Here is a 22,526-nt window from a genome sequence, read left to right on the forward strand (position 1 = left end):
GGCGGGGTGGGTTTGCGCCGGGGGAAGCGGTGGGCGGCGCCGCAGCCCTACGCCGTCTTCTTCCGCGCCCGGATGATCACGATGGCCAGCAGCCCCAGCGTCACCCACAGCATGTAGCGGTTGACCAGGTTGACGACCTCCAGCACCGGGTCCCCGAAGGTGTAGCCGAGCCACATGAACAGGCCGTTGAGGGCGAGGACGCTGGCGATGTTGAGCGCCATCACCAGGCCGAACCCCACCTTCAGCAGGCCGGCGACGGCGTTGAGCACGGTGCCCGGCACCGGCCCCGGCGCGTACCCCAGCGGCAGCAGCCCCAGGGTGATGGCGCGGGTGCGCGACGCCTCCTGCTTGATGGCCTTCCTGAAGAACCGGTGCGCCCTGGGCATGTACTGCAGCGACATCTCGATGAATTCCATGCCCCACCGCTTGCCCATCAGCCAGTAGACGGGCACGAATTTCAGCGCACCGACCAGGGACGCCCCCAGGTACATCCACCATTGCCCGTTGCCCACGGACACGTTGGCGCCGGAGACCGTCGCGCTGGTGTAGCCGCCGATCAGGAACGAGTACGCCAGCGGGTGCGTCAGCATCCACGCGCGCAGCGCCAGCATGGCCATGGAGTAGACGCCCATGGCCATGAGCAGGCCGAGCAGGACCTTGTCCATCGGCTCCGGGTCCTTCATGAAGGAGGGCAGCTCCGGCTGCTCGCGGTCGGCCCCGCCCCTCTCGGCCCGGCCTTTCCCGTTGCGCTCGTCTTCGGTCCCCTCGGGACGCTCGTTCGGCTGCTGGTTCACCCCTGCGACAGTAGCGGAGGACCGTGAACGGCAGCGGCAGCGACGAAGCCCCGGCGCCGCGTGATGCGGGCGCCGGGGCTGCGTCGTAAAGCGAAAAGCGGGACCTACTTGGCCGGCTCGACGAGCTCGAGCAGCACGCCGCCGGCGTCCTTCGGGTGGACGAAGTTGATGCGGGAGCCCGCGGTGCCGTTCTTGGGCACCTCGTAGAGCACGCGGGTGCCCTGCTCCTTGAGATGCGCCATCAGGGCGTCCATGTCGGTGACGCGCAGGGCGTACTGCTGGATGCCGGGGCCCTTCTTGTCCAGGTACTTCGCGATGGTCGATTCCTCGTTCAGCGGGGCGAGGATCTGGACCAGGGTGCCGCCCTCGACCTTTTCGGCCGGGCCGAGCATGGCCTCGCGGACGCCCTGCTCCTCGTTGATTTCCTCGTGGTAGTTCACGAAGCCCATGTTCGCGCGGTACCACTCGACGGCGGCGTCGAAGTCGGGGACGGCGATGCCGACGTGGTCGACGTGGGTGACGAAGTGGTGGGGGACGGTGACGTTGTTCTCGGTCATGCCCTCCAGAATACGGCGTTCGCTCCGCCGCCCGCCCCCGGGCCGCGCGCCGGGCGCTACCCTGGGGCCCATGATCGTCGCCTTTTCCGTCGCCCCCGCTTCGGCGGACCCCGATGAGGGGATGTCCGCCGCGGTCGCGGAGGCCGTCCGCGTGGTCCGCGAGTCGGGCCTGCCCAACGAAACCAATTCGATGTTCACGCTCGTCGAGGGCGAGTGGGACGAGGTGATGGACGTGGTCAAGCGCGCCACCGAGGCGGTGTCCTCCGTCGCGCCGCGCACGTCGCTGGTGCTCAAGGCCGACATCCGCCCGGGGTACACGGGGCAGTTGTCGGCGAAGGTCGACGCGGTCGAGCGCAGGCTGGCCGAGTAGCCCCGCTTTTTCGCTTTACGACGGCCCATCCCCCCGCATTCCGCCCGATTCGACGAACGCTAGGATCCCATTTCCATGACGCACGCCCACGGACATTCCCATGGTCACTCGCACTCGCACGGACACTCCCACGGCGGCCACCGCGCGTGTTCGACGCCCCCGCCGCCGCCGGGCACCGTGGATCTGGAGGCGCTGAAGCGCGAGGCGGACGCCCGCGCGGAGGCGGAGAAGCGCATCTCCGACCAGGGGGAGGGGCTGCCGCCGCTGGTGGAGGTCACCGCGGAGAATTTCGAGCCCGAGGTGGTCATCCGCTCGGAGCAGGTGCCGGTGGTGGTGCTCATCGGCGCCGTGGCGTCGCCGGAGTCGGTGCGCCTGCGCCTGACGTTGGAGGAGATGGCGCGGGAGGCCAACCTCAACTGGATCGCCGCGTGGGTCGACGCGGACACGCAGTTCGACGTCGCCCGCGCCTTCGGCGTGCAGGCCCTGCCGACGGTGGTGGCCGTGGCGATGGGCCAGCCGATCGGCCAGTTCGTCGGCGAGCAGACCCGCGAGTACATGGACCAGTGGATCGAGGCGGTCATGGATGCCACGCGCGGCCGCCTCAAGGGCCTGCCCGCCGGCACCCGCATGATGGGCGAGGGGGAGGAGGGCCCCGGCGAAGGCGACGGCGCCGGCATGAAGCCCCCGACGGACGACCCGCGCCTGGAGGTCGCCGAGGAGAAGCTCAACGAGGGCGACTTCGAGGGCGCGGTGGCGGTCTACGACGAGATCCTCAAGTCCGAGCCGGCCAACGCCGAGTTGAAGGCGGCGCGCACCAACGTGGCGTTCCTGGCCCGGGCGCAGAAGATCGACCGTTCCTCCGACCCCGTCGCGCGCGCCGACGCCGACCCGAAGAACGTGGAGCTGGCGCTGGAGGCCGCCGACGTGGAGATGCTCGTCGGGGACCCGGCGCAGGCACTGGAGCGCCTGCTCGCCCTGCTGCCGACGGTGTTCGGCGACGACCGCACGGCCATCAAGGACCGGCTGCTGGACCTGCTGCAGCTTTTCGACGCCGCCGACCCCGTCGCCCTCGACGCCCGCCGCCGGATGGCCAGCGCGCTGTTCTAGGGCTCAGCGCGGCGGCGGTGGCGCCCCACCCGACGAGCCGGGGCCGTTGCGGCGGGTTCATGCGTCCTGCCTCGTGTACGGCCAGTCGTCCGGGGCGACGAAGTACCACACCGACGCCATGATCGCCGCCACCGAAATGGTCAGGACGGCGCCCAGCGCCACCTGGGTCACCCAGTGCTGCTTGCGGAACCACGCCTCCGAAGCGTCGTAAAGCCGTGCCAGCCTGACGTTGAGCCTGCGCATCGGCGGATGGACCAGCGACAGCACACCCAGCGAGACGAAGATCAGCAGCCAGCCGGGCGCGGGCGTGGGCAAGATGATGATGCCCACGATGAGCAGGCAAAAGCCCAGCACCAGCAGCACGGGGGAGAGGAACGGACCGTACCAGCGGCGCCGCATCCGCTCATGGCGTTCCCCCATCCGATCCATCAACCGGCTGATCCGATCCTCCATCGTCCCTCCTCCTCAGTTCTCTTTGGGATCCGAGCTCGTTCGGCGCCCGCGGTCCCCCGGGCGGGTTCATCCATCCGATTTTGCCACCCCGCGGTCGCGCGCGCCCGCCCGAGTCCCCGAAATCTCCGTCGCATTCGCGGGAACGATCGCGGCCGGGGACGGGGGCGCCCGGTCATCGGCCCGGAAATGCCCCGGTGGCGGGGGAGGTGTTAGTCTTCCGGCCGTTAACGGAGATAGCTTGACGGCGCCCGAGCCCCTGAATCTCGGGCGCCTTTTTTGCGGTCCAGGTGCTGCCGCCCCGAGGTCGGGCGCCGCCGTCGCGGCCGGATACCCAGGAGAGAAACATGCGAGCGGGATCTACGAGGAAGCGGCCCGGCCTCATCGCGGCCGCCCTGGCGGTGACGGCGATGCTGGTCGGCTGCGCGGGAACGTCCCCGGAGGAGGGCCCGGGCACCGAAACCCGCGTCGCCGAGCCGACCGACGGATGGGATCCCGCGGAGGAGGTCGAATGGACCGATGCCCAGGAGATCCTCGATGACGCCGTGGCGGAGTTCTCCGAGCTGTACGGCATCGATCTGGCCGCCTACGTCCGCGTCATCGACGGCCCCTACCGCGGCCTGACCGCGTCGGCGGGCGGCGACGAGAGGCAGTATTCGGCGTCGACCATCAAGGCCCCGCTCGTGGTGACGGCCCTCGACAAGTTCGGCGACGACCTCGATGAAGTCGTCACCGCCGATTGGGAGGACGCCGTGGGCGGAAGCGTCATCGGCCCGGGCGAGTACACCGTCGAGTCGCTGCTCAGGTACGTCATGGCCTACTCCGACAACACCGCCGCCAACGCCCTCATCGACGCCGTGGGCGGATTCGACGCGGTCAACGGGATCATCGAGGACGCGGGGGTGGACGGCGAGCGCTACCACCTGGGCAACAAGATGAACACGCCGAATCCGACCGGCGACCGATCGTGGTTCTCGCCGAGCCAGTCGGCGCTGTTCATGGCGCGGATCCAGGAGGTCGCCGACGGCCACGGCGATCACGCGTTCATCGACCGGGACACGGCCCGGACGGCGCTGACCTACCTCACCTACGGCGGGGCCCAGAAGTTCGCCATGTACGTCGGCGGCGCCGCGCAGAAGACGGGCGACACCATCGAGGGCACGAACGACCACGGCATCCTGTACTCCGGCGCGGGGCCGGTGGCCTTCGGCATCACCACCCGCTTCGAGACCCCGATGAACGAGCTCACCGATGCCCTGCTGGGCCGGCTCGGCGGCAGGATCGCCGCGCTGCTGCCGGATTACAACCTCCTCGGCGCGGGCGGAAAGGCCCCGAGCCCGAAGGAGGCCGCCACCTGGAACGCCGACGCGGACGGCGACGGCATCGCCGATCGCCTCGGCGGAACCGAGGGCCCGGGGGACCCGCTTTACGACGAGACCCTCGAGCCGGATTGGTTCAACCCCCACCGCGCGGTCTAGGGGCGATCACGCCCCGCGGGATCAGCCCTCGTGGCGGAACCACACCGCGGTGTGCGCCGGCAGGGTCAGCTCGAACGACTGGTCCTGGCCGTTCCAGCCGAACTGCTGCGCGGTGAGCGTGCCGTTGAGGCCGTAGCCCGAACCGGCGTACCGCTCGTCGTTGGTGTTGAGCACCTCGGTCCACTCGCCCGCGCGGGGGACGCCGATGCGGTAGCGCTCCTGCGTCGCGCCCGACAGGTTGTACACGCACGCCAGCGCCGAACCGTCCTCGCCGTAGCGGACGAAGGACAGCACGCTGTTGTTCGCGTCATCGGCGTTGATCCACGAGAAGCCCTCGGGGCGGTCGTCGCGCGACCACAGGGCGTCGGTGCCGCGGTAGATGGCGTTGAGGTCCTTGACCAGCAGCTGGATGCCGCGGTGGAACTCGCCGCCCCAGCCGTCGAGGTTGTCCCACGCGATCGACTCGTCGTGGTTCCACTCGCGGTTCTGGCCCAGCTCCTGGCCCTGGAACAGCAGCTGCTTGCCCGGGTGGCCCCACATGAAGCTCAGCAGGGTGCGCAGGCCGGCGGCCTTGTTCCAGTCGTCGCCCGGGATGCGCTCCCACAGCGAACCCTTGCCGTGCACGACCTCGTCGTGGCTGAACGGCAGGATGAACTTCTCGGAGTAGGCGTAGACCATCGCGAAGGTGACCTCATGATGGTGGTACGAGCGGTGGATCGGGTCCTTGGAGAAGTACTCCAGGGTGTCGTTCATCCAGCCCATGTTCCACTTCATGTCGAAGCCCAGGCCGCCGTGCTCGGTCGGCGCGGTGACGCCCGGCCACGACGTCGACTCCTCGGCGATGGTGAGGAAGCCCGGGTGGTGCTTGTGCACCGTCGCGTTGAACTCCTGCAGGAACTGCATGGCGTCCAGGTTCTCGCGGCCGCCGTACTGGTTGGGCAGCCATTCGCCCTCGTTGCGGGAGTAGTCGAGGTAGAGCATCGACGCGACGGCGTCGACGCGCAGGCCGTCGACGTGGAACTCCTCCGCCCAGTACAGGGCGTTGGCGTACAGGAAGTTGCGGACCTCGTTGCGGCCGAAGTCGAAGACGTAGGTGCCCCAGTCCTTCTGCTCGCCGCGGCGCCAGTCGGGGTGCTCGTAGCAGGCGGTGCCGTCGAAACGCGCCAGCGCCCAGTCGTCCTTGGGGAAGTGCCCCGGGACCCAGTCCACGATGACGCCGATGCCGGCGGCGTGGAAGGCGTCGATGAGCCCGCGCAGCTGGTCCGGTGAACCGAAGCGGCTGGTCGGCGCGTAGTAGGACGTCACCTGGTAGCCCCAGGAACCGGAGAACGGGTGCTCGGCGACCGGCATGAACTCCACGTGCGTGTAGCCCATCTCCTTGACGTAGCGCACCAGCTGCTCCGCCATGACCTCGTAGGAGAGGTCCTTCTTCCACGAGCCCAGGTGGACCTCGTAGATGGACATCGGCTGCGACTGCCAGTCGGTGGCCGAACGCTCGGCCATCCACGCGTCGTCGCGCCACTCGTACTCGGACTCGGCGACGATCGACCCCGTGGCCGGCGGGACCTCGGTGGCGTAGGCCATCGGGTCGGCCTTGTCGCGGCGGTGGCCCTCCGGCGTGGTGATGGCGAACTTGTAGACGTCGCCCGGCCCGACGCCCGGGATGAAGACCTCCCACACGCCCGAGCCGCCCATCGAGCGCATCGGGTACTGGGCGCCGTTCCACATGCAGAAGTCGCCGATCACCGCGACGCCGCGGGCGTTGGGCGCCCACACCGCGAAGGACACGCCCGACACCTCGCCCAGTTCGGTCTCGTAGGTGCGGGGGTGCGCGCCGAGCGCCTCCCACAGGCGCTCGTGGCGGCCCTCGCCGATCAGGTGCAGATCGCCCTCGCGGACCGTCGGCAGGAAGCGGTAGCCATCCGCGCGCTCCTCGACGGAACCGTCGGCCCACGTGATGCGCAGGCGGTAGTCGAAGGCCAGGTCGCCCGGGACCAGCGCCGCGTAGACGTCGTCGCCCACCGGCTCGGCCTCGAAGTCGCCGCGGGTGGACGCGACCGTCACCGAGGTCGCCCCGAAGATGCGGGTGCGGATGACGGTGTCGCCGTCGATCAGATGCGCGCCGTAGAACGAATGGGGATCGTGGTGCGTGCAGCTGCGGAGACGATCCATGTCTCCGGCCGGGATGGTCAGGCGCGGATCGGTGGCGCTCATGGCGGTCCTTCCAGGTGAATTTCCGTGGGGTGCGTCGTTTTCGGTCGACGGGGATCGGGTCGAACTGGGTGGCCCGGAATCCCGCCTCCAGCGTATGCGCGGGAGGCGGGTCACGTGCCGGGGTGGCCCCGGGTGGGGCCGGTGGGGGCGGGCGGGGCTCAGCCCTCGTAATCGGGGACGTCGCGCCAGGCCAGCTTGCGGCGCAGGTTCTCGGGCACGTCGGGCAGCTGGATGATGTGCGCGACGTTGGACCACGGCTCGAGGCGCACGAAGTTCTGCTTGCCCCAGTTGAAGCGCTGGCCGGTGACCAGATCCCGGACGTCGATCCGGTCGGTGCTGCGGCGGCCGATGGCGTTCATGTCGATGTCGAGGATGCCCTCCTGGGCGCTCCACGGGTCGAGGTTGATGACGACCATCACGGCGTCGCCGGTCAGCGGGTCGATCTTGGAGTACGCCAGCAGGTTGTCGTTGCCGATGTCGTGGAACCGCAGGGTGCGCAGCTGCTGCAGGGCCGGGTGCTCGCGGCGCAGGGTGTTCAGCAGCGTGATGAACGGCTCGAGCGAATCGCCCGCCTCCAGCGCGGCGTCGAAGTCGCGGTGGCGCAGCTGGTACTTCTCGCTGTCCAGGTACTCCTCGGAGCCCTCCTTCACCGGCACGTTCTCGTAGAGCTCGAAGCCGGAGTACATGCCCCACAGCGGCGACATGGTCGCGGCCAGCGCGGCGCGGATGGCGAACGCCGCACGTCCGCCCTTGACCAGGAACTCGTGGAGGATGTCCGGGGTGTTGACCCACAGCGACGGGCGGGCGATGTCGGTGTGCCTGACGATCTCCTCGCCGAACTCCGTCAGCTCCTTCTTCGTGGTCTTCCACGGGAAGTAGATGTAGGACTGCGTGAAGCCGGCCTTGGCCAGGCCGTACAGGCGGGCCGGGGCGGTGAAGGCCTCGGCCAGGAAGATGACCTCGGGGTTGGTCTGGTGGACCGTCTCGATCAGCCACTCCCAGAAGTTGCCCGGCTTGGTGTGGGGGTTGTCCACGCGGAAGACCTTGACGCCGCGCTTGATCCAGAAGCGGACCACGCGCAGGACCTCCTCGTAGAGGCCCTTCGGGTCGTTGTCGAAGTTCAGGGGGTAGATGTCCTGGTACTTCTTCGGCGGGTTCTCGGCGTAGGCGATGGTGCCGTCGGGCAGGACGGTGAACCAGTCCGGGTGCGCCGCGGCCCACGGGTGGTCGGGGGCGCACTGCAGGGCCAGGTCGAGGGCGACCTCCAGGCCGCGCTCCTCGGCGGCGGCGACGAACTCGGCGAACTCGTCCTCGCCGCCGAGCTTCGGCTCGATGGCGTCGTGGCCGCCGGCGGCGGAGCCGATGGCCCACGGGGAGCCCACGTCGCCCGGCTCGGGGGTCAGGGTGTTGTTGCGGCCCTTGCGGTTGATCTCGCCGATCGGGTGGATCGGGGGCAGGTAGACGACGTCGAAGCCCATGCGGGCCGCGCGGTCCAGCTGCGGGATCGCGGTGCGGAACGTGCCGTGCAGCAGGTTGCCGTCCTCGTCGAAGCCGCCGTTGGAGCGCGGGAAGAATTCGTACCAGGAACCGACCAGGGCCTCGCGGCGCTCGACGAGGACCTTGCGGGTCTTGCCGCGGGTGAGCAGCTCGCGCAGGGGGTGCAGCTCCAGGATGCCGCGGGTCTCGTCGGACAGGGCGGGGGAGACGCGGGCGCGCAGCTCGGCGTCGGAGCGCAGCGACTGGGCCACGCCGCGCAGGTGCGAGCGGTAGACGGTGGCGGCGCCGGTGGCGGCGCGGTCGAACAGGCGGGCGCCGATCTCGAGGTCGTTGGCCAGTTCCTCGGCGGACTGGCCGGCCTCGATCTTCTTGGTCACGGCGTTGCGCCAGGTGGCCATCGGGTCGGACCAGGCGTCGACGCGGAAGGTCCACAGGCCCGGGGCGTCGGGGACGAAGGTCGCGTTGACCTGGTTGGGGTCGTGGTCGCTGAAGCGCATGGGGATGCGCTGGGTGCGGGCGGCGAAGGTGGACTCCTTCGGGCCCTTGACGTTCAGCGTGGCGTTGAGGGCGTCGTGGCCCTCGCGCCAGACGACGGCGAAGACGGGGACGACTTCACCGGCCACCGCCTTGGACGGGGTGGCGCCACCGTCAACCTGGGGTCGTACATCGTCGATTCCGAGTCGTCCGGTCACCTTCGAGTCTCCTTCGCGCCGCGGTCGGCGCATCTGATCGATTCCATGTGTCGATTCCGTGTGCAGTGGTCGTGCAAGCGTCCCCGCCGAAACCTGCGGGTCACCGCGGGTACCCCACCAGAGTAGTGGAGGTCCGGTGATCCCACACGGGAGCAAAATGCGGGCGGGCCCCGTTGGGGGAACGGTGGACGCCGCGCCACGCGGGGGAGCGAGTCGGGGGCGCGGGGCGGTGAAGTGGGGCACGATGGGTACGTGGCTGACTTTGACACTGACTTCAACGACGATGACTTCGACGACGACCTTTTGGTCGACTTTCGCGGGGTCTCGCTCAAGCGCGGCGGCCGTACCCTGGTCGGTCCCCTGGACTGGCAGGTGGAGCTCGACGAGCGCTGGGTGGTGCTCGGGCCGAACGGCGCGGGCAAGACGTCGCTGATGCGCATCGCGGCGGCCGAGGAGTTCCCCTCCTCTGGCGTGGCGCGGGTGATGGGGGAGCGCCTGGGCCGGACGGACATGCGCGACCTGCGCACGATGATCGGCCTGACGTCCTCCGCGCTGGCGCACCGCATCCCCGACGACGAGAAGGTCGCGGACCTGGTCATCTCGGCCTCGTACTCGGTGCTGGGCCGCTGGCGCGAGACGTACGAGGAGATGGACTTCGACCAGGCCGCGGACATCCTGGAGAAAATGGGCGCGGAGCATCTGGCGGACCGCACGTGGGGGACCCTGTCGGAGGGCGAGCGCAAGCGGGTGCTCATCGCGCGGGCGCTGATGGTCAATCCTGAGCTGCTGCTCCTCGACGAACCGGGCGCCGGCCTGGATCTCGGCGGCCGCGAGGATCTGGTCGGGTACCTGGGGGATCTCGCGCTCGATGCGGATGCCCCGGCGATCGTCATGATCACCCACCACGTCGAGGAGATCCCGTACGGGTTCACGCACGGGATGCTTCTCGACGACGGCGGCGTGGTCGCCCAGGGCCTCATCGAGGATGTGCTGACCAGCGAGAATTTGTCGAAGGCCTTCCACCAGTCCATTGCGGTGGACCGCATCGACGGTCGATTCTTCGCGCGCCGGGCCCGCAAGGCCGGCGCGCACAGGAGGGGCAAGTAGGGAACATGGGAACGAAAGAGAATCGGGACGGCGCCGGCACGGCCACGCCGGCGACCCCGCGGCTGGCGTCGACGGTGCTGCTGGTGCGCGATTCGCTGCACGGCATCGAGCTGTACGTGCAGGAGCGCGTGAGCACCATGAAGTTCGCCGCGAACATGACGGTCTTCCCCGGGGGCGGGGTGGACGCGCGCGATTTCCCCGGCGACGTCGACGGCGACGGGCACGAGAGCCCGCGGCTGACGTGGTCGGGCCATCCGCCGCAGTGGTGGGCGGAGAAGCTCAACGTCGCCCCGGCGACGGCCCGCGCGCTGGTGTGCGCGGCGGTGCGCGAGACCTTCGAGGAGACCGGCACGCTGCTGGCCGCCGATGCGTCGGGCACCACGATCGCGGATTCGGGGCGCTATCACGCTCAGCGCAAGGCGCTGGAATCCCATGAATTGGCGTTCTCCGACTTCATGGCGGAGGAAGGGCTGGGCCTGCGCTCGGACCTGCTGCGCCCGTGGAGCAATTGGGTGACGCCGGAGAATCTGCCGACGCGCTACGACACGTACTTCTTCCTCGCCGCCCACCCGGAGGGCCAGGTGGCCGACGGCGACACTTCCGAGGCGTCGTCGACGGGCTGGTTCCGGCCGACCGCGCTGATGGAGGGTTGGCGCGACCGCAAGGTGGGGCTCATGCCGCCGACGTGGGCGCAGATCAAGCGGCTGCTGCCGTACGCGACCGTCGCGGAGGTGCTCGCGGCCGCCGACGCCGGCGAGGAGCCTTCGGTCCGCACGACCAGCGACTTCTTCGGCGACCCGTTCATGGACGAGTTCTTCGCGGTGGCCACGCACCTGGGGCACCTGCGGGAGAACGCCGCGCGGGGTCGCGGGTGAGCCTGTCCGCCGATGAGGTCCGGGCGCTGCTGGCGGATCCCGATCTCGCCGCGGCGGCCGCGGACCTCGAACTTTCCGACGCCTCGCTGCTCTCCGACCTGGCGCACCTGAAGTCCGCCCTGCCGGAGTCGCCCGCCATGGCGCGGGCGGTCGTCGAGCTGGAGCGCGCCCGCCGGTCGGTGCGGGGGAAGCTTCCCGACGGGTGGCTGCTGGATTCGGATTCGGCGCAGCAGGCCACGCACGCCGCCGTCGCGCGGTCGCGGGCCCGGCGCCTGGCCAAGGCGGTCGAAAGCGGGGTCGCGCCGGGCGTCCACGACGTCACCTGCTCCATCGGCGCCGAAATCGCGGCGCTGGCGGAGGAGGGCATCACGGTCCTGGGCACCGACATCGACCTCGCCCGCGCGCTCATGGCCCGCCACAACGCGCCGGGCGCGCACGTCGCCGTCGCCGATGCGCTGGCGCCGGTCAGCGAGGGGATGATCGTCGTCGCCGATCCCGCGCGCCGGGCCGGCGGCCGCCGCATCCCGCGCCCGGAGGATCTGCTCCCGCCGTTGCCGGACCTCATCGACGCCTGGCGCGGCCCCTCGGCCCGCGTGCGGCACGAGATGGCCATCAAATGCGCGCCCGGCATCGACTACTCCGGTTGGGAAGGCGAAGCCGCGGTCACCTCGGTCGACGGCGGAGTCAAGGAGGTCTGCCTGTATACGCCGGGCCTTGCGGGCACGTCGATCGCGGGCACGGGCGGCGTCGCCAAGCGGAGCGCGCAACTGCTGCGGACCCGGGGCGCCGGCGCGCCCCCGGAGCTCTACGACGACACGATGCCCGACGACTGCGGGGCCGGGGACGCGGGCCGCTACATCATCGACCCCGATGGGGCGGTCGTCCGCGCCGGGCTGGTGCGGCATTACGCGGCCGCGCATGGGCTGCGGCAGCTCGACGAGCGGATCGCGCACCTGACCGGCGACGCCATCCCACCGGGGGCCTCGGGGTTCGAGGTGCTCGAGCAGGTGCCCCTGAAGAGGGTGCGGCAGGCGCTCGCGGCGCGCGATTGCGCGTCGGCGGAGATCCTCGTGCGCGGCGTCGACGCCAACCCGGACGTGCTGCGCAAGCAGTGGAAGCTGGGCGGCGGCGGAAAAAAGGGGAGGGGCGGGGGAGGCCCGGGGGTGGCCCTGGGCGTCGTGGTCACGCGAATCGGATCGGCGGCCACGGCCTTCGTCTGCGGCCCCCGGCAGCGGGGTCCCGGCCCCTGAATCACGCGGGGGCACCCGACGTGCGCCTTTGCCACGCTGCGTTAATGCTGGCTAACTGAACTAGAAACGAAAAAATATCGACTTTGTTACGTGGATCACCTACAGTCGCAAATCGACTCTGTTACCTTCGACACAGAGGGCGCGAACGCCGGTCGCGGTCACGGGAACACCGTTTCAGGTGCGAACATGACCCGCCGGACGGGCGCGCCGGACAAATCCATGACACGTACACAGTCACTCAACCAGTAAGGACGACAGACACATGCCGAACATCGTGGTTCTGGTCAAGCAGGTCCCGGATACCTGGTCCGAGCGCAAGCTCGCCGACGACGACTTCACGCTCGACCGCGACAGCGCCGATGCCGTGCTCGACGAGATCAACGAGAACGCCGTCGAGGCCGCTCTGAAGCTGAAGGAAGAGCACGGCGGCAACGTCACCGTCGCCACCATCGGCCCGGAGCGCGCCGTGGAGGCCCTCCGCAAGGCGCTCTCCATGGGCGCCGACGACGCCGTGATCCTGTCCGACGACGCGCTGGCCGGCTCCGACGCGGTCCAGACCGCCTGGGCCCTGTCCACCGTCATCGACGCCATCGGCGACGTCGACCTCATCATCACGGGCAACGCCTCCACCGACGGCGGCACCGGCACCGTCCCCGCCGTCCTCGGCGTCTACCGCGGCCTCCCGGTCCTCACCCACATGCGCTCCGTCGCCGTCGACGGCTCCACCGTCACCGGCGAGCGCGAGACCGAGGACGGCGTCCACCAGCTCAAGGCCAACCTCCCGGCCATCGTGTCGGTGACCGAGAAGGCCAACGAGCCGCGCTTCGCCTCCTTCAAGGGCATCATGGCCGCGAAGAAGAAGCCGGTCCGCGAGCTGACCCTGGCCGACGTCGCCGCCGAGGCCGAGCAGGTCGGCCTGGAGAACGCCGCCACCTCGGTGACCTCCGCGACCCCGAAGCCGCCGAAGTCCGCCGGCGAGCGCATCAACGACGAGGGCGACGGCGGCGTGAAGCTGGCCGAGTTCCTCAAGGCCCAGAAGTTCATCTAAGCGTCCATCGCGAACACCGCACGAACGAACAGCAGGAGAAGAATCACAATGACCGACGTCCTCGTTCTCGTCGACCACACCGATGGCGAGCTGAAGAACACCACCGCCGAGCTGCTCACCGCCGCCCGTGCCTTCGGCACCCCCGCGGCCGTGGTCGTCGGCAAGCCCGGCACCGCCGAGAGCTTCGCCGAGACCCTGGGCAAGTACGGCGCCGGCGAGATCCTCGCCGCCGAGTCCGATGAGGCCGGCAAGCACCTGATCACCCCCGAGGTGAACGTCCTCGTGGGCCTGGCCTCCGAGCGCGAGGTGCCCGTCCTCGTCGCCGCCTCCGCCGCCGGCAAGGAGATCGCCGGCCGCGTCGCCGCCCTGACCGGCTCCGGCGTTCTGTCCGACGTCATCGAGATCAAGGACGACCGCACCGCGGTCTACTCGATCTTCGGCGGCGAGTTCACCGTCGAGGGCGCGGGCTACGGCGCCTCCCCGGCGTACTCGCTGCGCCCGGGCTCCGTCGACCCGGTCGAGGCCGCCGCCTCGCCGTCCGTCACCGCCGTGGAGTACCCGGCGGCCGACGAGACCGCCGTGGAGATCGTGTCCTTCACCCCGGCCGAGGGCGGCGACCGCCCCGAGCTGACCGAGGCCAAGATCGTCGTCTCCGGCGGCCGCGGCGTCGCGTCCGCCGAGGGCTTCGCCGACGTCGTCGAGCCGATGGCCGACGCCCTGGGTGCCGCGGTCGGCGCCTCCCGCGCCGCCGTCGACGCCGACTACTACCCGGGCCAGTTCCAGGTCGGCCAGACCGGCAAGACCGTGTCCCCGGACCTGTACGTCGCCCTGGGCATTTCCGGCGCCATCCAGCACAAGGCCGGCATGCAGACCTCCAAGACCGTCGTCGCCGTCAACAAGGACGAGGAGGCGCCGATCTTCGAGATCGCCGACTTCGGCATCGTCGGCGACCTGTTCAAGGTCGCCCCGCAGGCCACCGAGGAGATCAAGAAGGCCTAGTCCTTCCGCCGCCGGCTTCCGGCCGGCCCCGGCTCTCCCGGACCCCGCGCAGGGGCCGCCCGCTTCATGCGGGCGGCCCCTTTCGCATGCCCGCCGCGCTAATCTGTCCGGGATGTCCAGCACCGCACAGTCCCGCCGCACGGGTCCCGCCGCCCGCCACCACCTCGATCACGCCGCCACGTCGCCGCTGCGCCCGGAGGCCCGCGAGGCGATGGTCGCGGCGCTCGGCGCGGGCAACCCGAATGCGCAGTACGCGGAGGGCCGGGCGGCGCGGAAGATCCTGGAGGAGGCCCGCGAGTCCATTGCCGCCGACCTGGGGGCGGAGCCCGTGGAGGTGGTGTTCGTCTCCGGCGGCACCGAGGCCGACAATCTCGGCGTCCGCGGCCTCTACCTCGCCGGCGCGGCGCGGGCGGGCGCGCCCGGGACGGTGGTTTCCACGCCGGTGGAGCACGATGCCGTCCGCAAGGCCGTCGCGCATCTGGCCGAGCACCATGGCGCGCGCGTCCTCGAGGCCCCGGTGGATGCCGGGGGCCGGGTCGCGGTGGGGGAGCTTGGGTTGCTTTGCGACGCCCACGCCGGACCCCATCACGTCTGGACCTGCCAGTGGGCGAACAACGAGACCGGCGCGATCCAGCCGATCGGGGAGTTCATCGCCGCCGCCGGGGAGCATGATGCCCCGGTCCACGTCGACGCGGTCCAGGCGGTCGGGCACGTGCCGGTGGACTTCCGGGGCAGCGGCGCCGCGACGTTGGCTGCCTCGGCCCACAAGTTCGGCGGCCCCCGCGGCATCGGCGCGCTGCTGGTGCGGCGCGCCACGTCGCTCACCGCGTTGAACGCGGGTGGCGGCCAGGAGCGGGGACTGCGCTCGGGCACCCCCGACGTCGCCGCGGCCGCCGGCATGGCCGCCGCGCTGAGGGCCGCGACGGCGGCGATGGACGAGGAGCGGCGGGCCGTCGCCACTCTCAGGGACCGTCTGTTGGCGGGCCTCCGCGACATCGACGGCGTGGTGCTGCACACCTCGGAGCCCGCGCTGCCGGGGCACCTGCACGTCAGCGTGACGGGTGCGGAGGGTGACAGCCTGATCATGCTGCTCGACGCCGCGGGCATCTCCGCCGCGACCGGGTCGGCCTGCGCCGCCGGGGTCAACCGCGCCAGCCACGTGCTGGAGGCGATGGGCGTCGACGTCGCGGTGTCGCGCGGGGCGCTGCGGCTGACCCTCGGCTGGAATTCCACCGGCGCGGACGTCGATGCGGTGCTGTCCGTGCTGGGTGATACCGTCGCACGGGCGCGCGCGGCGGGAATGGCCTGATCGGGCGCGGCGTTCAACGGGAAAAGACGTTCACGGGGAGGTAGCGCGATGCGTGTTTTGGCGGCGATGAGCGGTGGCGTGGATTCGGCGGTCGCGGCGGCGCGGCTGGTCGACGCCGGCCATGACGTCGTCGGCGTGCACCTGGCGCTGGCCAAGGACCCCGTCACCCTGCGCGCCGGCGCCCGCGGCTGCTGCTCTCTGGAGGATTCCGGCGACGCCCGCCGCGTCGCCGACCTGCTGGGCATCCCGTTCTACGTGTGGGACTTCTCGGAGCGGTTCCGCGCCGAGGTCGTGGACGACTTCATCGATTCCTACGCGCGCGGCGAGACCCCCAACCCGTGCCTGCGCTGCAACGAGCGCATCAAGTTCCAGGCGCTGCTCGACCGCGGCCTGGCGCTGGGCTTCGATGCCGTGGCCACGGGGCATTACGCGCTCGTCGACGAAGAGGGGCGGCTGCGCCGCGCGGGTGACCAGGCGAAGGACCAGTCCTACGTGCTCGGCGTGCTCAACCGCGAGCAGCTGGCGCATTCGATGTTCCCCATCGGCGACACCGAGAAGCCGGAGATCCGGGCGGAGGCCGCGGCGCGCGGCATCACCATCGCCAACAAGCCCGACTCCACCGACATCTGCTTCATCCCCGACGGCGACACGCAGGCGTTCCTGGGCCGCCACATCCCGCGCCGGCCGGGCGCCGTCGTCGACTCGGTGACGGGGGAGAAGCTCGCCGACCACGACGGCGTCGACGCCTTCACCATCGGCCAGCGCAAGGGCCTGGGCCTGCCGGGGCCCGCGCCCGACGGGAAGCCGCGCTACGTCACGGGCATGGACGTCGCCACCGGCACCGTCACCGTGGGGCGCCGGGAGGACCTCGACGTCGGCGTCCTCTCCGTCGACCGGGCGGTGTGGCTGGACGCCGGTGCCCCGCCCGCGGCATTCGACGCGGAAGTGCAGGTCCGGGCCCATGGCCGCCCGGTTCCGTGCCGCGTCGGGTGGACCGGCGCCGTCGACGACGCGGGCACCGGCGGGTCGTTCGAGTGCACCCTGCTCGAGCCGCTGCGCGGCGTCGCCCCGGGCCAGGCCGCGGTGCTCTACCGCCCGGACGCCGGCGGCGACGTCGTGCTCGGTTCCGGCACCATCACGTCCACGGAGGCGACCCGATGACCGCCTTCCGGGGCCTCGGGCCCATGCCGGGCACCGACGTCCGCGCCGCCGCCGAGATCCTCGCGGGCGAGTGCGGTGCCGCCCCGCATCTGCCCATCCTCGCCGACCGGGGCCTGGGCGCCGACGCCATCGGCCGCACCGGCGCGATCTGCGCCGACCTCGATCTCGACGCCGGGCCGCGGTCGTGGCGCATCGCCGACCGCGGCGGGCGCGCCGTGTCGCTGGCCGCCGATCATCTCGAACGCGACCTCGACGCGTGCGAGGAGTTCTGGGGGACCACCCCGGAGACGGTGACGGTGCCCATCGTCGGCCCGTGGACGTTGGCGGCGGCCATCGAGCTGCCCGGCGGCCACCGGATGCTGGTCGACCGCGGCGCCGTGGCCTACCTGGCGGCGTCGCTCGCGGAGGGGCTGGCGGCCCACGTCGCCGAGGTGCGCAGGCGGTTCGGCGCGGAGGTGGGCGTCGTCATGCACGAGCCCGCCGCGCCCGCCGTCGCCGCGGGCCTGGTGGAGGGGGCGGTCGCGGGCACAACGCTGCCCGCGGTGGGGTACCGCGAGATGGCGGAGCAGTGGCGCACGCTGACCGACGACGCCGCCGGGCTGCCGGGGATCACCCTGGCGCTGCCCGGGATCGGCGCGTCGCTGGAGAAGGCGCTGCCGGAATCCGGCGCGTCGGGCCTCGCCCTGCCGATCGGGAAGATCCGCGGGTCGGAGATGCTCGACCGGGTCGGGCGCCTGCGCGCGGCCGGGCTGGACCTGACGCTCGGCGCCGTGCCCGCCCGGCCCGGGGCCACCGACGAGCACACCGGCGCCCACCTGGAGCCGGACGCGCGGGACATCGCCGAGCGCATCGCCCGGCTGTGGGACGAGCTGTCCTTCCCGCGCGTCGACCTCGTCGATCATGTGGACATCACCGTCGACCGCGATTTCGCCGCCGCCCCCGCGTCGTGGGTCGCCCCCGCATACGCGGGCGGGCGCCGCACCGCGGAATTGATCTCGCGGGCGGCGGGGGACCTGTAGCGTCAGCGCGCCATCGACTCCAGGAGCTTGACGACGGCCGGCGCATCCCGCAGATCCTCGACGATCGCGGTGCCGTCGGGGAGGTCATCGTCGGTGAAATACGGCGTGGCCAGGCGATTGACGTTGACCATCGCCGCGGTGAGGTCCGACGCCGTGTGGCGGCCGGTGGTCACGCCCACGAACCCGATGCCGTTTTCCAGTGCCGCCGCGGCATCCGCCGGGGTGTCGCCCACGGCGACGACGGGGCCGCGGCCGCCCCATTCCATCAGAGCGACCCGCAGCAGCTCCGACCTGTCGACCTCGTAGTCGCCGAAGGCCGAGAAGCGCGGCGCCATGAACTCCGACAGGTGGGCGTGGCGCAGCTTCAGCCAGCCGGTCTCGGCCATGTTGCCCGAGACCACCGTCTGCGAATGCCCCGACCGGGCCAGCGCCGACACCACGGCCCGCACGCCCGGCAGGACGGAACCCCGCCATTCGGCGACGGCGCAGGCGTCGGCGAGGTCGGTCAGGAAATCCCCGAGGACCGCATCGCCCGGCTGCGCGCCGAGCACGGAACCCCAGATGTCGGCGTCCGTGCGCCCGGCGAAGGTCAGGTCCGCGGGGCGCTCGATGCCGCGCTCCGCCAACAGCCGGTCCGCCTCGGCGTGGCCGAAGCCGGCGTTGTCGATGAGCGTCAGATCGATGTCCCAGATGACGAGCACGGGTACTCCCTTATGTGGCAAGCGCGTGGCGGCATCAGGTTACTGCCTCGCCCGTCCGGCCGGTCCGACGGCCCCCGCCGGGGTGCTACGGTGCTCGGGCAAGGAATCGGCGCCAGGGAATCCGGTGGGAATCCGGAACTGTCGCGCAGCGGTGAGAGGGCCCATCCCCCGCACGATGCCACTGGACCGGCGCATGGCCGTCCGGGAAGGCGCGCGGGAGTCGACCTCGAGTCCGAAGACCCGCCGGTTCGACGTCCACGCCGCGCCCCGCGTCAGGGTGACGGCGGTGTTCCACGAAGGTGGGCCCCTTGAACAAGCTCGCGCTCCGCGCCGTCCCGACCGCCATCGCCGCATCGATGGCCCTGCTCCTGGTTTCCTGCTCCGTCGGCGGCGGTGGCGCGGATTCCGCCGCCAAGCCCGGCGGCGAGACGACCGTCGTCAACTGCGGGAAGGAAACCCCGTATCCGGCGGACCCGAAGATGCTCGCGTACGACTCCGGGATCATCTCGATCGCGCTGTCCGCCGGCGCGCGCGACAACCTCGACGCCGTGGCCGCCATCGGCAAGGACCGCGACACCCTCGCGGCGAAGTACGGCGCCGACGTGATCGGCGGGCTGAACGAAATCGCCGAGAAGCAGCCGACCCTCGAGCAGATCGTCGCGGCCCAGCCGGACGTCTACTTCTCCGGCTGGAACTACGGGCTGTCCGAGGGCGGCGGGGTGACGCCGGAGCTGCTGGACCAGCGCGGCATCGGCACCTACGTGCTCACCGAATCCTGCCGGAAGGAGGGCACCGACCGGCGCGGCCTCGTCGACCCGTGGGAGGCGCTGGAAACCGACCTGCGCAACGTCGGCACGATGACGGGAGGCTCGGATCAGGCGGAGGCGGTGATCGAGGACATCGCCGAGCGCCGCAAGAAGCTCGACGCGGCCCCGAGGGCGGACAAGGCGCCGACGGTGTTCGTGTTCGACTCCGGCACCGACGCGATCTACACCTCCGGCAGGTTCGGCGGCCCTCAGGCGATCATCGAGACCGCCGGCGGACGCAACCAGGCCGAGGGCCTGGACGACTCGTGGGTGCAGGTCGGCTGGGAATCGCTGGCGAAGGACGCCCCGGACGCCTTCGTGTTCGTCGACTACGACGGGCAGACCTTCGACGAGAAGGTCCGCGTCCTGAAGAACCACCCGGTGACCCGCGACCTGCCCGCGGTGAAGGAGAACCGCTTCGTCAACCTTTCGTACTCGATGTGGGTGTCCTCGCCGCTGAACATCGACGCCGCCGAGCACTTGCGCAAGGGGCTGGAGAAGTTCGGCCTCGTGCCCGAGTCCGGAATCGAGCCCGCCATGAAGCTGCCCGGGAGCCTCGACGGGCGCGAGCACTTCGCCTCCTAGCCGGAAGGGCGGTTTTCGTGTTGGGGAAGGCGGCCACGCCGCTTCTCGTGCTCGTGCTGGCGGCGCTGACCGCGGTCAGCTTCGTCGCGTCGCTGACGTTCGGATCGGTCGGCTATTCGCTGCCGCAGGTGTGGGACGTCGTCGCGGCCCAACTGTCCGGGGCCGCGTACCCGGATCGCGCGGTCAACGACATCGTGTGGGAGCTCCGGGCGCCCAGGGGTCTGATGGCCATCGTCGTCGGCGCCGGTCTGGCGATGGCGGGCGTCGCCATGCAGACGCTCGTGCGCAACCCGCTCGCCGACCCCTACCTGCTCGGCATCTCGGCCGGCGCCAGCGTCGGCGCGACGGCCGTGATCACGGTCGGCGCGTTCTCCGGGTTCGGCGTGTGGGCGCTGTCCGGCGGCGCGCTGGTCGGCGCGGTGGCGGCGACGGCGATCGTGTACCTGGTGACCATGCTGCAGGGCGGCATCACCCCGCTGCGCCTGATCCTGTCGGGCGTCGTGCTGTCGTCGGCGTTCTCGGCCGTCGCCAGCCTGCTGGTGTTCCGGGCCCCGGATTCGCGGTCGGCGCAGTCGGTGCTGTTCTGGATGCTCGGCTCCGTGTCGGGCGCCCAGTGGAACCGGTTGCCGCTGCCGCTGCTCGTGCTCGTGCCCGCGGTGGTCCTGCTGTTCCTGCTGAGCCCGCGCCTCGACGCCCTGTCCGCGGGCCCGGAGACCGCCGCAGCGCTGGGCGTGCGGGTCGGTCTGCTGCGCAAGGTCCTCTTCGGCGTGCAGGCGGTGCTGGTCGGCGCGATGGTCGCGGTGGCCGGCGGCATCGGTTTCGTCGGGCTGGTCATCCCGCACTTCGCCCGGCTGCTGGTGGGGTCGGTGCACCGCCGCGCCATTCCGGTGGCGGTGTTCTCGGGCGCGCTGTTCCTGCTGTGGGTCGACGTCCTGGCCCGCCTCATCGCCCCGCCGCAGGAGATCCCGCTGGGCGTGGTCACGGGCGTGATCGGCGCACCGGTGTTCCTGCTGCTGATGGGCCGTTCCCGCTACCGTTTCGGAGGGCAGTCATGATCGCTTCGCTGGATGTGGAGTCGGTGGCCGTCGACGTCGGCAAGCGCCGCCTGCTCACGGACGTCACCTTCGCCGCCGCGCCCGGGTCGCTCACGGCGGTGGTGGGGGTCAACGGCGTCGGCAAGTCGACGCTGATGCGCGCGCTGGCCGGCATCGTCGCGCCGGCGGAGGGCCGGGTGCTTTACGACGGCCGCGACCTCGCCCGCATGCGCCCCCGCGAACGGGCGCGGCTGGTCGGTTTCGTGGGACAGGACGAACGCCCGCCGGGGGAGCTCACGGCCGCCGAGTTCGTGGCGCTGGGCAGGCTGCCGCACACGAGCCCCTGGGACCTGGGCGGCCAAGCCGGCCATGCGGCGGTGCGGTCGGCGCTGGAGCTGATGGGCGTGGCCGAGCACGCCGATTCCATGTGCGACCGGTTGTCCGGCGGCCAGGTGCGCCGGGTCGTGCTGGCGCGCGGGCTCGCGCAGGAGACGGGCCTGCTGCTTCTCGACGAACCGACCAATCACCTCGACGTCCACCACCGTATCCACCTGCTGCGGGTGCTGCGGGAATCGGGGCGCACGGTGGTCGCCAACATCCACGATCTGGACCTGGCCATGTCCCACTTCGACCGCGTGGTGCTGCTCCACGACGGCACGGTGCTCCGCCGGGGCGAACCCGAGCACGTGCTGGCGCCGGATGCGGTGCGGGCGGCGTTCGACGTGGAGAGCCAGGTGGTGCGGCCGGAAGGGAGCCCGCGGCCGCACCTGATCATCGAGTCGACGTAGCCGCCCGCGCGTCCATGGGCCAGGCCGTGATCCGGAAATCGGACACGTCGCGCCCCTGCTTGCGCAGGTACTCGCGCAGGGAACGCTGGCTCTCGAAGTGGGAGACGGCCTGGTACTCCATGAGCTCGTCGCCGTCCATGGCGGCCAGGTCCGGCCACACCTTCTTGGCCATCATCCAGGCCAGGCGCGCCGCGGCCAGGGCGTCGGCGGTGGCCTCGTGCGCGTTGTCCAGGCGCACGTTGTAGTGCTCGCAGACGTTGCCGAGGGTGCGCTTGCCGCCCCGGAACCGGTCGCGCGCCCGATCGATGACCAAGGGGTCGAAGACGAGCCCGTCGACGGTGAAGGACGGCTCTTGGGTGCGCAGCACGGTGAGGTCGTACGCGGCGTTGTAGGCCACCAACGTCAGGCCGTCGCGCCACGCCCGGCGGATCTCCGCGATGGTCTCGGCGAGCACTTCGTCGTGCGGGCGGCCGTGGGCCCTGGCGTGCTCCGTGGTGATGCCGTGCACCTCCGCCGCGGCCGCCGGGATCTCCACCCCCGGATCGGCGAGCAGCTCCCTGGCCTGCGGCGGCCCACCGTCGATGCGGACCAGCGCGGATGTCACGATCCGGCATTGATGCGGGTCGGTGCCCGTCGTCTCCAAGTCGAAGGCGAACATCCTGCCCGCGTCGAAGGTGGTCATGCG

General features: G+C 71.2%; 21 protein-coding genes and 1 riboswitch. Of the genes, 14 read left to right on the plus strand and 7 right to left on the minus strand.

Annotation, left to right across the window (positions count from 1 at the left end):
* Nucleotides 1-47: 47 nt before the first annotated feature.
* The gene (locus CHAN_RS04810) at nucleotides 48-683 is read right to left on the minus strand and encodes a DedA family protein (protein WP_353959830.1); all 636 of its coding nucleotides are present in this window, start codon (nucleotides 681-683) and stop codon (nucleotides 48-50) included.
* 215 nt (nucleotides 684-898) lie between these two features.
* Nucleotides 899-1,351 carry a methylmalonyl-CoA epimerase gene (gene mce, locus CHAN_RS04815; protein ID WP_290292382.1) on the minus strand — a complete coding sequence of 151 codons (453 nt, stop codon included), beginning with the start codon at nucleotides 1,349-1,351 and terminating at the stop codon, nucleotides 899-901.
* A gap of 70 nt (nucleotides 1,352-1,421) precedes the next feature.
* On the opposite strand from mce, the gene CHAN_RS04820 reads away from it, so the two are divergent.
* Together CHAN_RS04820 and CHAN_RS04825 are read left to right on the plus strand one after the other, a co-directional pair.
* A complete protein-coding gene (locus CHAN_RS04820) occupies nucleotides 1,422-1,721 on the plus strand; it encodes a thiamine-binding protein (RefSeq protein ID WP_048742620.1) in 300 nt (99 codons plus the stop codon).
* Nucleotides 1,722-1,796: 75 nt separating this feature from the next.
* A complete protein-coding gene (locus CHAN_RS04825) occupies nucleotides 1,797-2,828 on the plus strand; it encodes a tetratricopeptide repeat protein (protein WP_290292388.1) in 1,032 nt (343 codons plus the stop codon).
* Nucleotides 2,829-2,885: 57 nt separating this feature from the next.
* Here the strand turns inward: CHAN_RS04825 and CHAN_RS04830 are convergent, their stop codons facing one another.
* Nucleotides 2,886-3,281, minus strand: a complete 396-nt coding sequence (locus tag CHAN_RS04830; protein WP_048742615.1) for a TIGR02611 family protein — start codon at nucleotides 3,279-3,281, stop codon at nucleotides 2,886-2,888.
* A gap of 344 nt (nucleotides 3,282-3,625) precedes the next feature.
* Here CHAN_RS04830 and CHAN_RS04835 point away from each other — a divergent pair, with 344 nt between their 5' ends.
* Nucleotides 3,626-4,756, plus strand: coding sequence for a serine hydrolase (locus CHAN_RS04835; RefSeq protein WP_290292393.1), 1,131 nt, complete (start codon nucleotides 3,626-3,628; stop codon nucleotides 4,754-4,756).
* A 21-nt stretch (nucleotides 4,757-4,777) separates the two neighbouring features.
* Here CHAN_RS04835 and glgB read toward each other — a convergent pair whose 3' ends face one another.
* Entirely contained in the window at nucleotides 4,778-6,970 is a 2,193-nt protein-coding gene (gene glgB, locus CHAN_RS04840; protein WP_290292397.1) for a 1,4-alpha-glucan branching protein GlgB, read from the minus strand.
* Nucleotides 6,971-7,128: 158 nt separating this feature from the next.
* The gene (locus CHAN_RS04845) at nucleotides 7,129-9,159 is read right to left on the minus strand and encodes a maltotransferase domain-containing protein (protein WP_290292400.1); all 2,031 of its coding nucleotides are present in this window, start codon (nucleotides 9,157-9,159) and stop codon (nucleotides 7,129-7,131) included.
* A gap of 252 nt (nucleotides 9,160-9,411) precedes the next feature.
* Here CHAN_RS04845 and CHAN_RS04850 point away from each other — a divergent pair, with 252 nt between their 5' ends.
* The 8 genes from CHAN_RS04850 to CHAN_RS04885 all read left to right on the plus strand — a co-directional run bounded on the left by CHAN_RS04850 (nucleotide 9,412) and on the right by CHAN_RS04885 (nucleotide 17,927).
* Nucleotides 9,412-10,266, plus strand: coding sequence for an ABC transporter ATP-binding protein (locus tag CHAN_RS04850; protein ID WP_048742610.1), 855 nt, complete (start codon nucleotides 9,412-9,414; stop codon nucleotides 10,264-10,266).
* A 5-nt stretch (nucleotides 10,267-10,271) separates the two neighbouring features.
* On the plus strand, nucleotides 10,272-11,141 hold the full coding sequence (locus CHAN_RS04855; RefSeq protein WP_048742607.1) for an NUDIX hydrolase: 870 nt from the start codon (nucleotides 10,272-10,274) through the stop codon (nucleotides 11,139-11,141).
* Nucleotides 11,138-12,391, plus strand: coding sequence for a THUMP-like domain-containing protein (locus CHAN_RS04860; protein WP_290292411.1), 1,254 nt, complete (start codon nucleotides 11,138-11,140; stop codon nucleotides 12,389-12,391). The genes CHAN_RS04855 and CHAN_RS04860 overlap by 4 nt, the downstream gene beginning before the upstream one ends.
* A 262-nt stretch (nucleotides 12,392-12,653) precedes the next feature.
* Complete coding sequence (locus CHAN_RS04865; protein ID WP_048742599.1) at nucleotides 12,654-13,439, plus strand: electron transfer flavoprotein subunit beta/FixA family protein; 786 nt, start codon at nucleotides 12,654-12,656, stop codon at nucleotides 13,437-13,439.
* A 48-nt stretch (nucleotides 13,440-13,487) separates the two neighbouring features.
* Entirely contained in the window at nucleotides 13,488-14,438 is a 951-nt protein-coding gene (locus CHAN_RS04870; RefSeq protein WP_048742597.1) for an electron transfer flavoprotein subunit alpha/FixB family protein, read from the plus strand.
* Nucleotides 14,439-14,550: 112 nt separating this feature from the next.
* The gene (locus tag CHAN_RS04875) at nucleotides 14,551-15,747 is read left to right on the plus strand and encodes a cysteine desulfurase family protein (protein ID WP_290292419.1); all 1,197 of its coding nucleotides are present in this window, start codon (nucleotides 14,551-14,553) and stop codon (nucleotides 15,745-15,747) included.
* 48 nt (nucleotides 15,748-15,795) lie between these two features.
* Nucleotides 15,796-16,908: a tRNA 2-thiouridine(34) synthase MnmA gene (gene mnmA / locus CHAN_RS04880; RefSeq protein ID WP_290292421.1), complete on the plus strand. Its 1,113-nt coding sequence runs from the start codon at nucleotides 15,796-15,798 to the stop codon at nucleotides 16,906-16,908.
* On the plus strand, nucleotides 16,905-17,927 hold the full coding sequence (locus tag CHAN_RS04885) for a uroporphyrinogen decarboxylase/cobalamine-independent methonine synthase family protein (RefSeq protein ID WP_290292425.1): 1,023 nt from the start codon (nucleotides 16,905-16,907) through the stop codon (nucleotides 17,925-17,927). The genes mnmA and CHAN_RS04885 overlap by 4 nt, the downstream gene beginning before the upstream one ends.
* A gap of 2 nt (nucleotides 17,928-17,929) precedes the next feature.
* Here CHAN_RS04885 and CHAN_RS04890 read toward each other — a convergent pair whose 3' ends face one another.
* Entirely contained in the window at nucleotides 17,930-18,628 is a 699-nt protein-coding gene (locus tag CHAN_RS04890) for an HAD family hydrolase (RefSeq protein WP_290292429.1), read from the minus strand.
* Nucleotides 18,629-18,718: 90 nt separating this feature from the next.
* A riboswitch (cobalamin riboswitch) is annotated at nucleotides 18,719-18,890 on the plus strand.
* A 94-nt stretch (nucleotides 18,891-18,984) separates the two neighbouring features.
* Here CHAN_RS04890 and CHAN_RS04895 point away from each other — a divergent pair.
* From CHAN_RS04895 to CHAN_RS04905, 3 genes are read left to right on the plus strand one after another with little or no spacing between them, the layout of a single operon-like run.
* On the plus strand, nucleotides 18,985-20,019 hold the full coding sequence (locus tag CHAN_RS04895; RefSeq protein WP_377748406.1) for an ABC transporter substrate-binding protein: 1,035 nt from the start codon (nucleotides 18,985-18,987) through the stop codon (nucleotides 20,017-20,019).
* Between the two features lie 20 nt (nucleotides 20,020-20,039).
* Nucleotides 20,040-21,074, plus strand: coding sequence for a FecCD family ABC transporter permease (locus tag CHAN_RS04900; RefSeq protein ID WP_290293332.1), 1,035 nt, complete (start codon nucleotides 20,040-20,042; stop codon nucleotides 21,072-21,074).
* Complete coding sequence (locus tag CHAN_RS04905) at nucleotides 21,071-21,841, plus strand: ABC transporter ATP-binding protein (protein ID WP_290292434.1); 771 nt, start codon at nucleotides 21,071-21,073, stop codon at nucleotides 21,839-21,841. Before CHAN_RS04900 ends, CHAN_RS04905 begins: the two co-directional genes overlap by 4 nt.
* On the opposite strand, the gene CHAN_RS04910 is transcribed toward CHAN_RS04905, so the two are convergent.
* On the minus strand, nucleotides 21,825-22,523 hold the full coding sequence (locus tag CHAN_RS04910; protein ID WP_048742586.1) for a 3'-5' exonuclease: 699 nt from the start codon (nucleotides 22,521-22,523) through the stop codon (nucleotides 21,825-21,827). The genes CHAN_RS04905 and CHAN_RS04910 overlap by 17 nt on opposite strands.
* Between the last annotated feature and the right edge of the window lie 3 nt (nucleotides 22,524-22,526).

It is taken from the genome of Corynebacterium hansenii, assembly GCF_030408795.1.
GTDB classification, from domain to species: domain Bacteria; phylum Actinomycetota; class Actinomycetes; order Mycobacteriales; family Mycobacteriaceae; genus Corynebacterium; species Corynebacterium hansenii.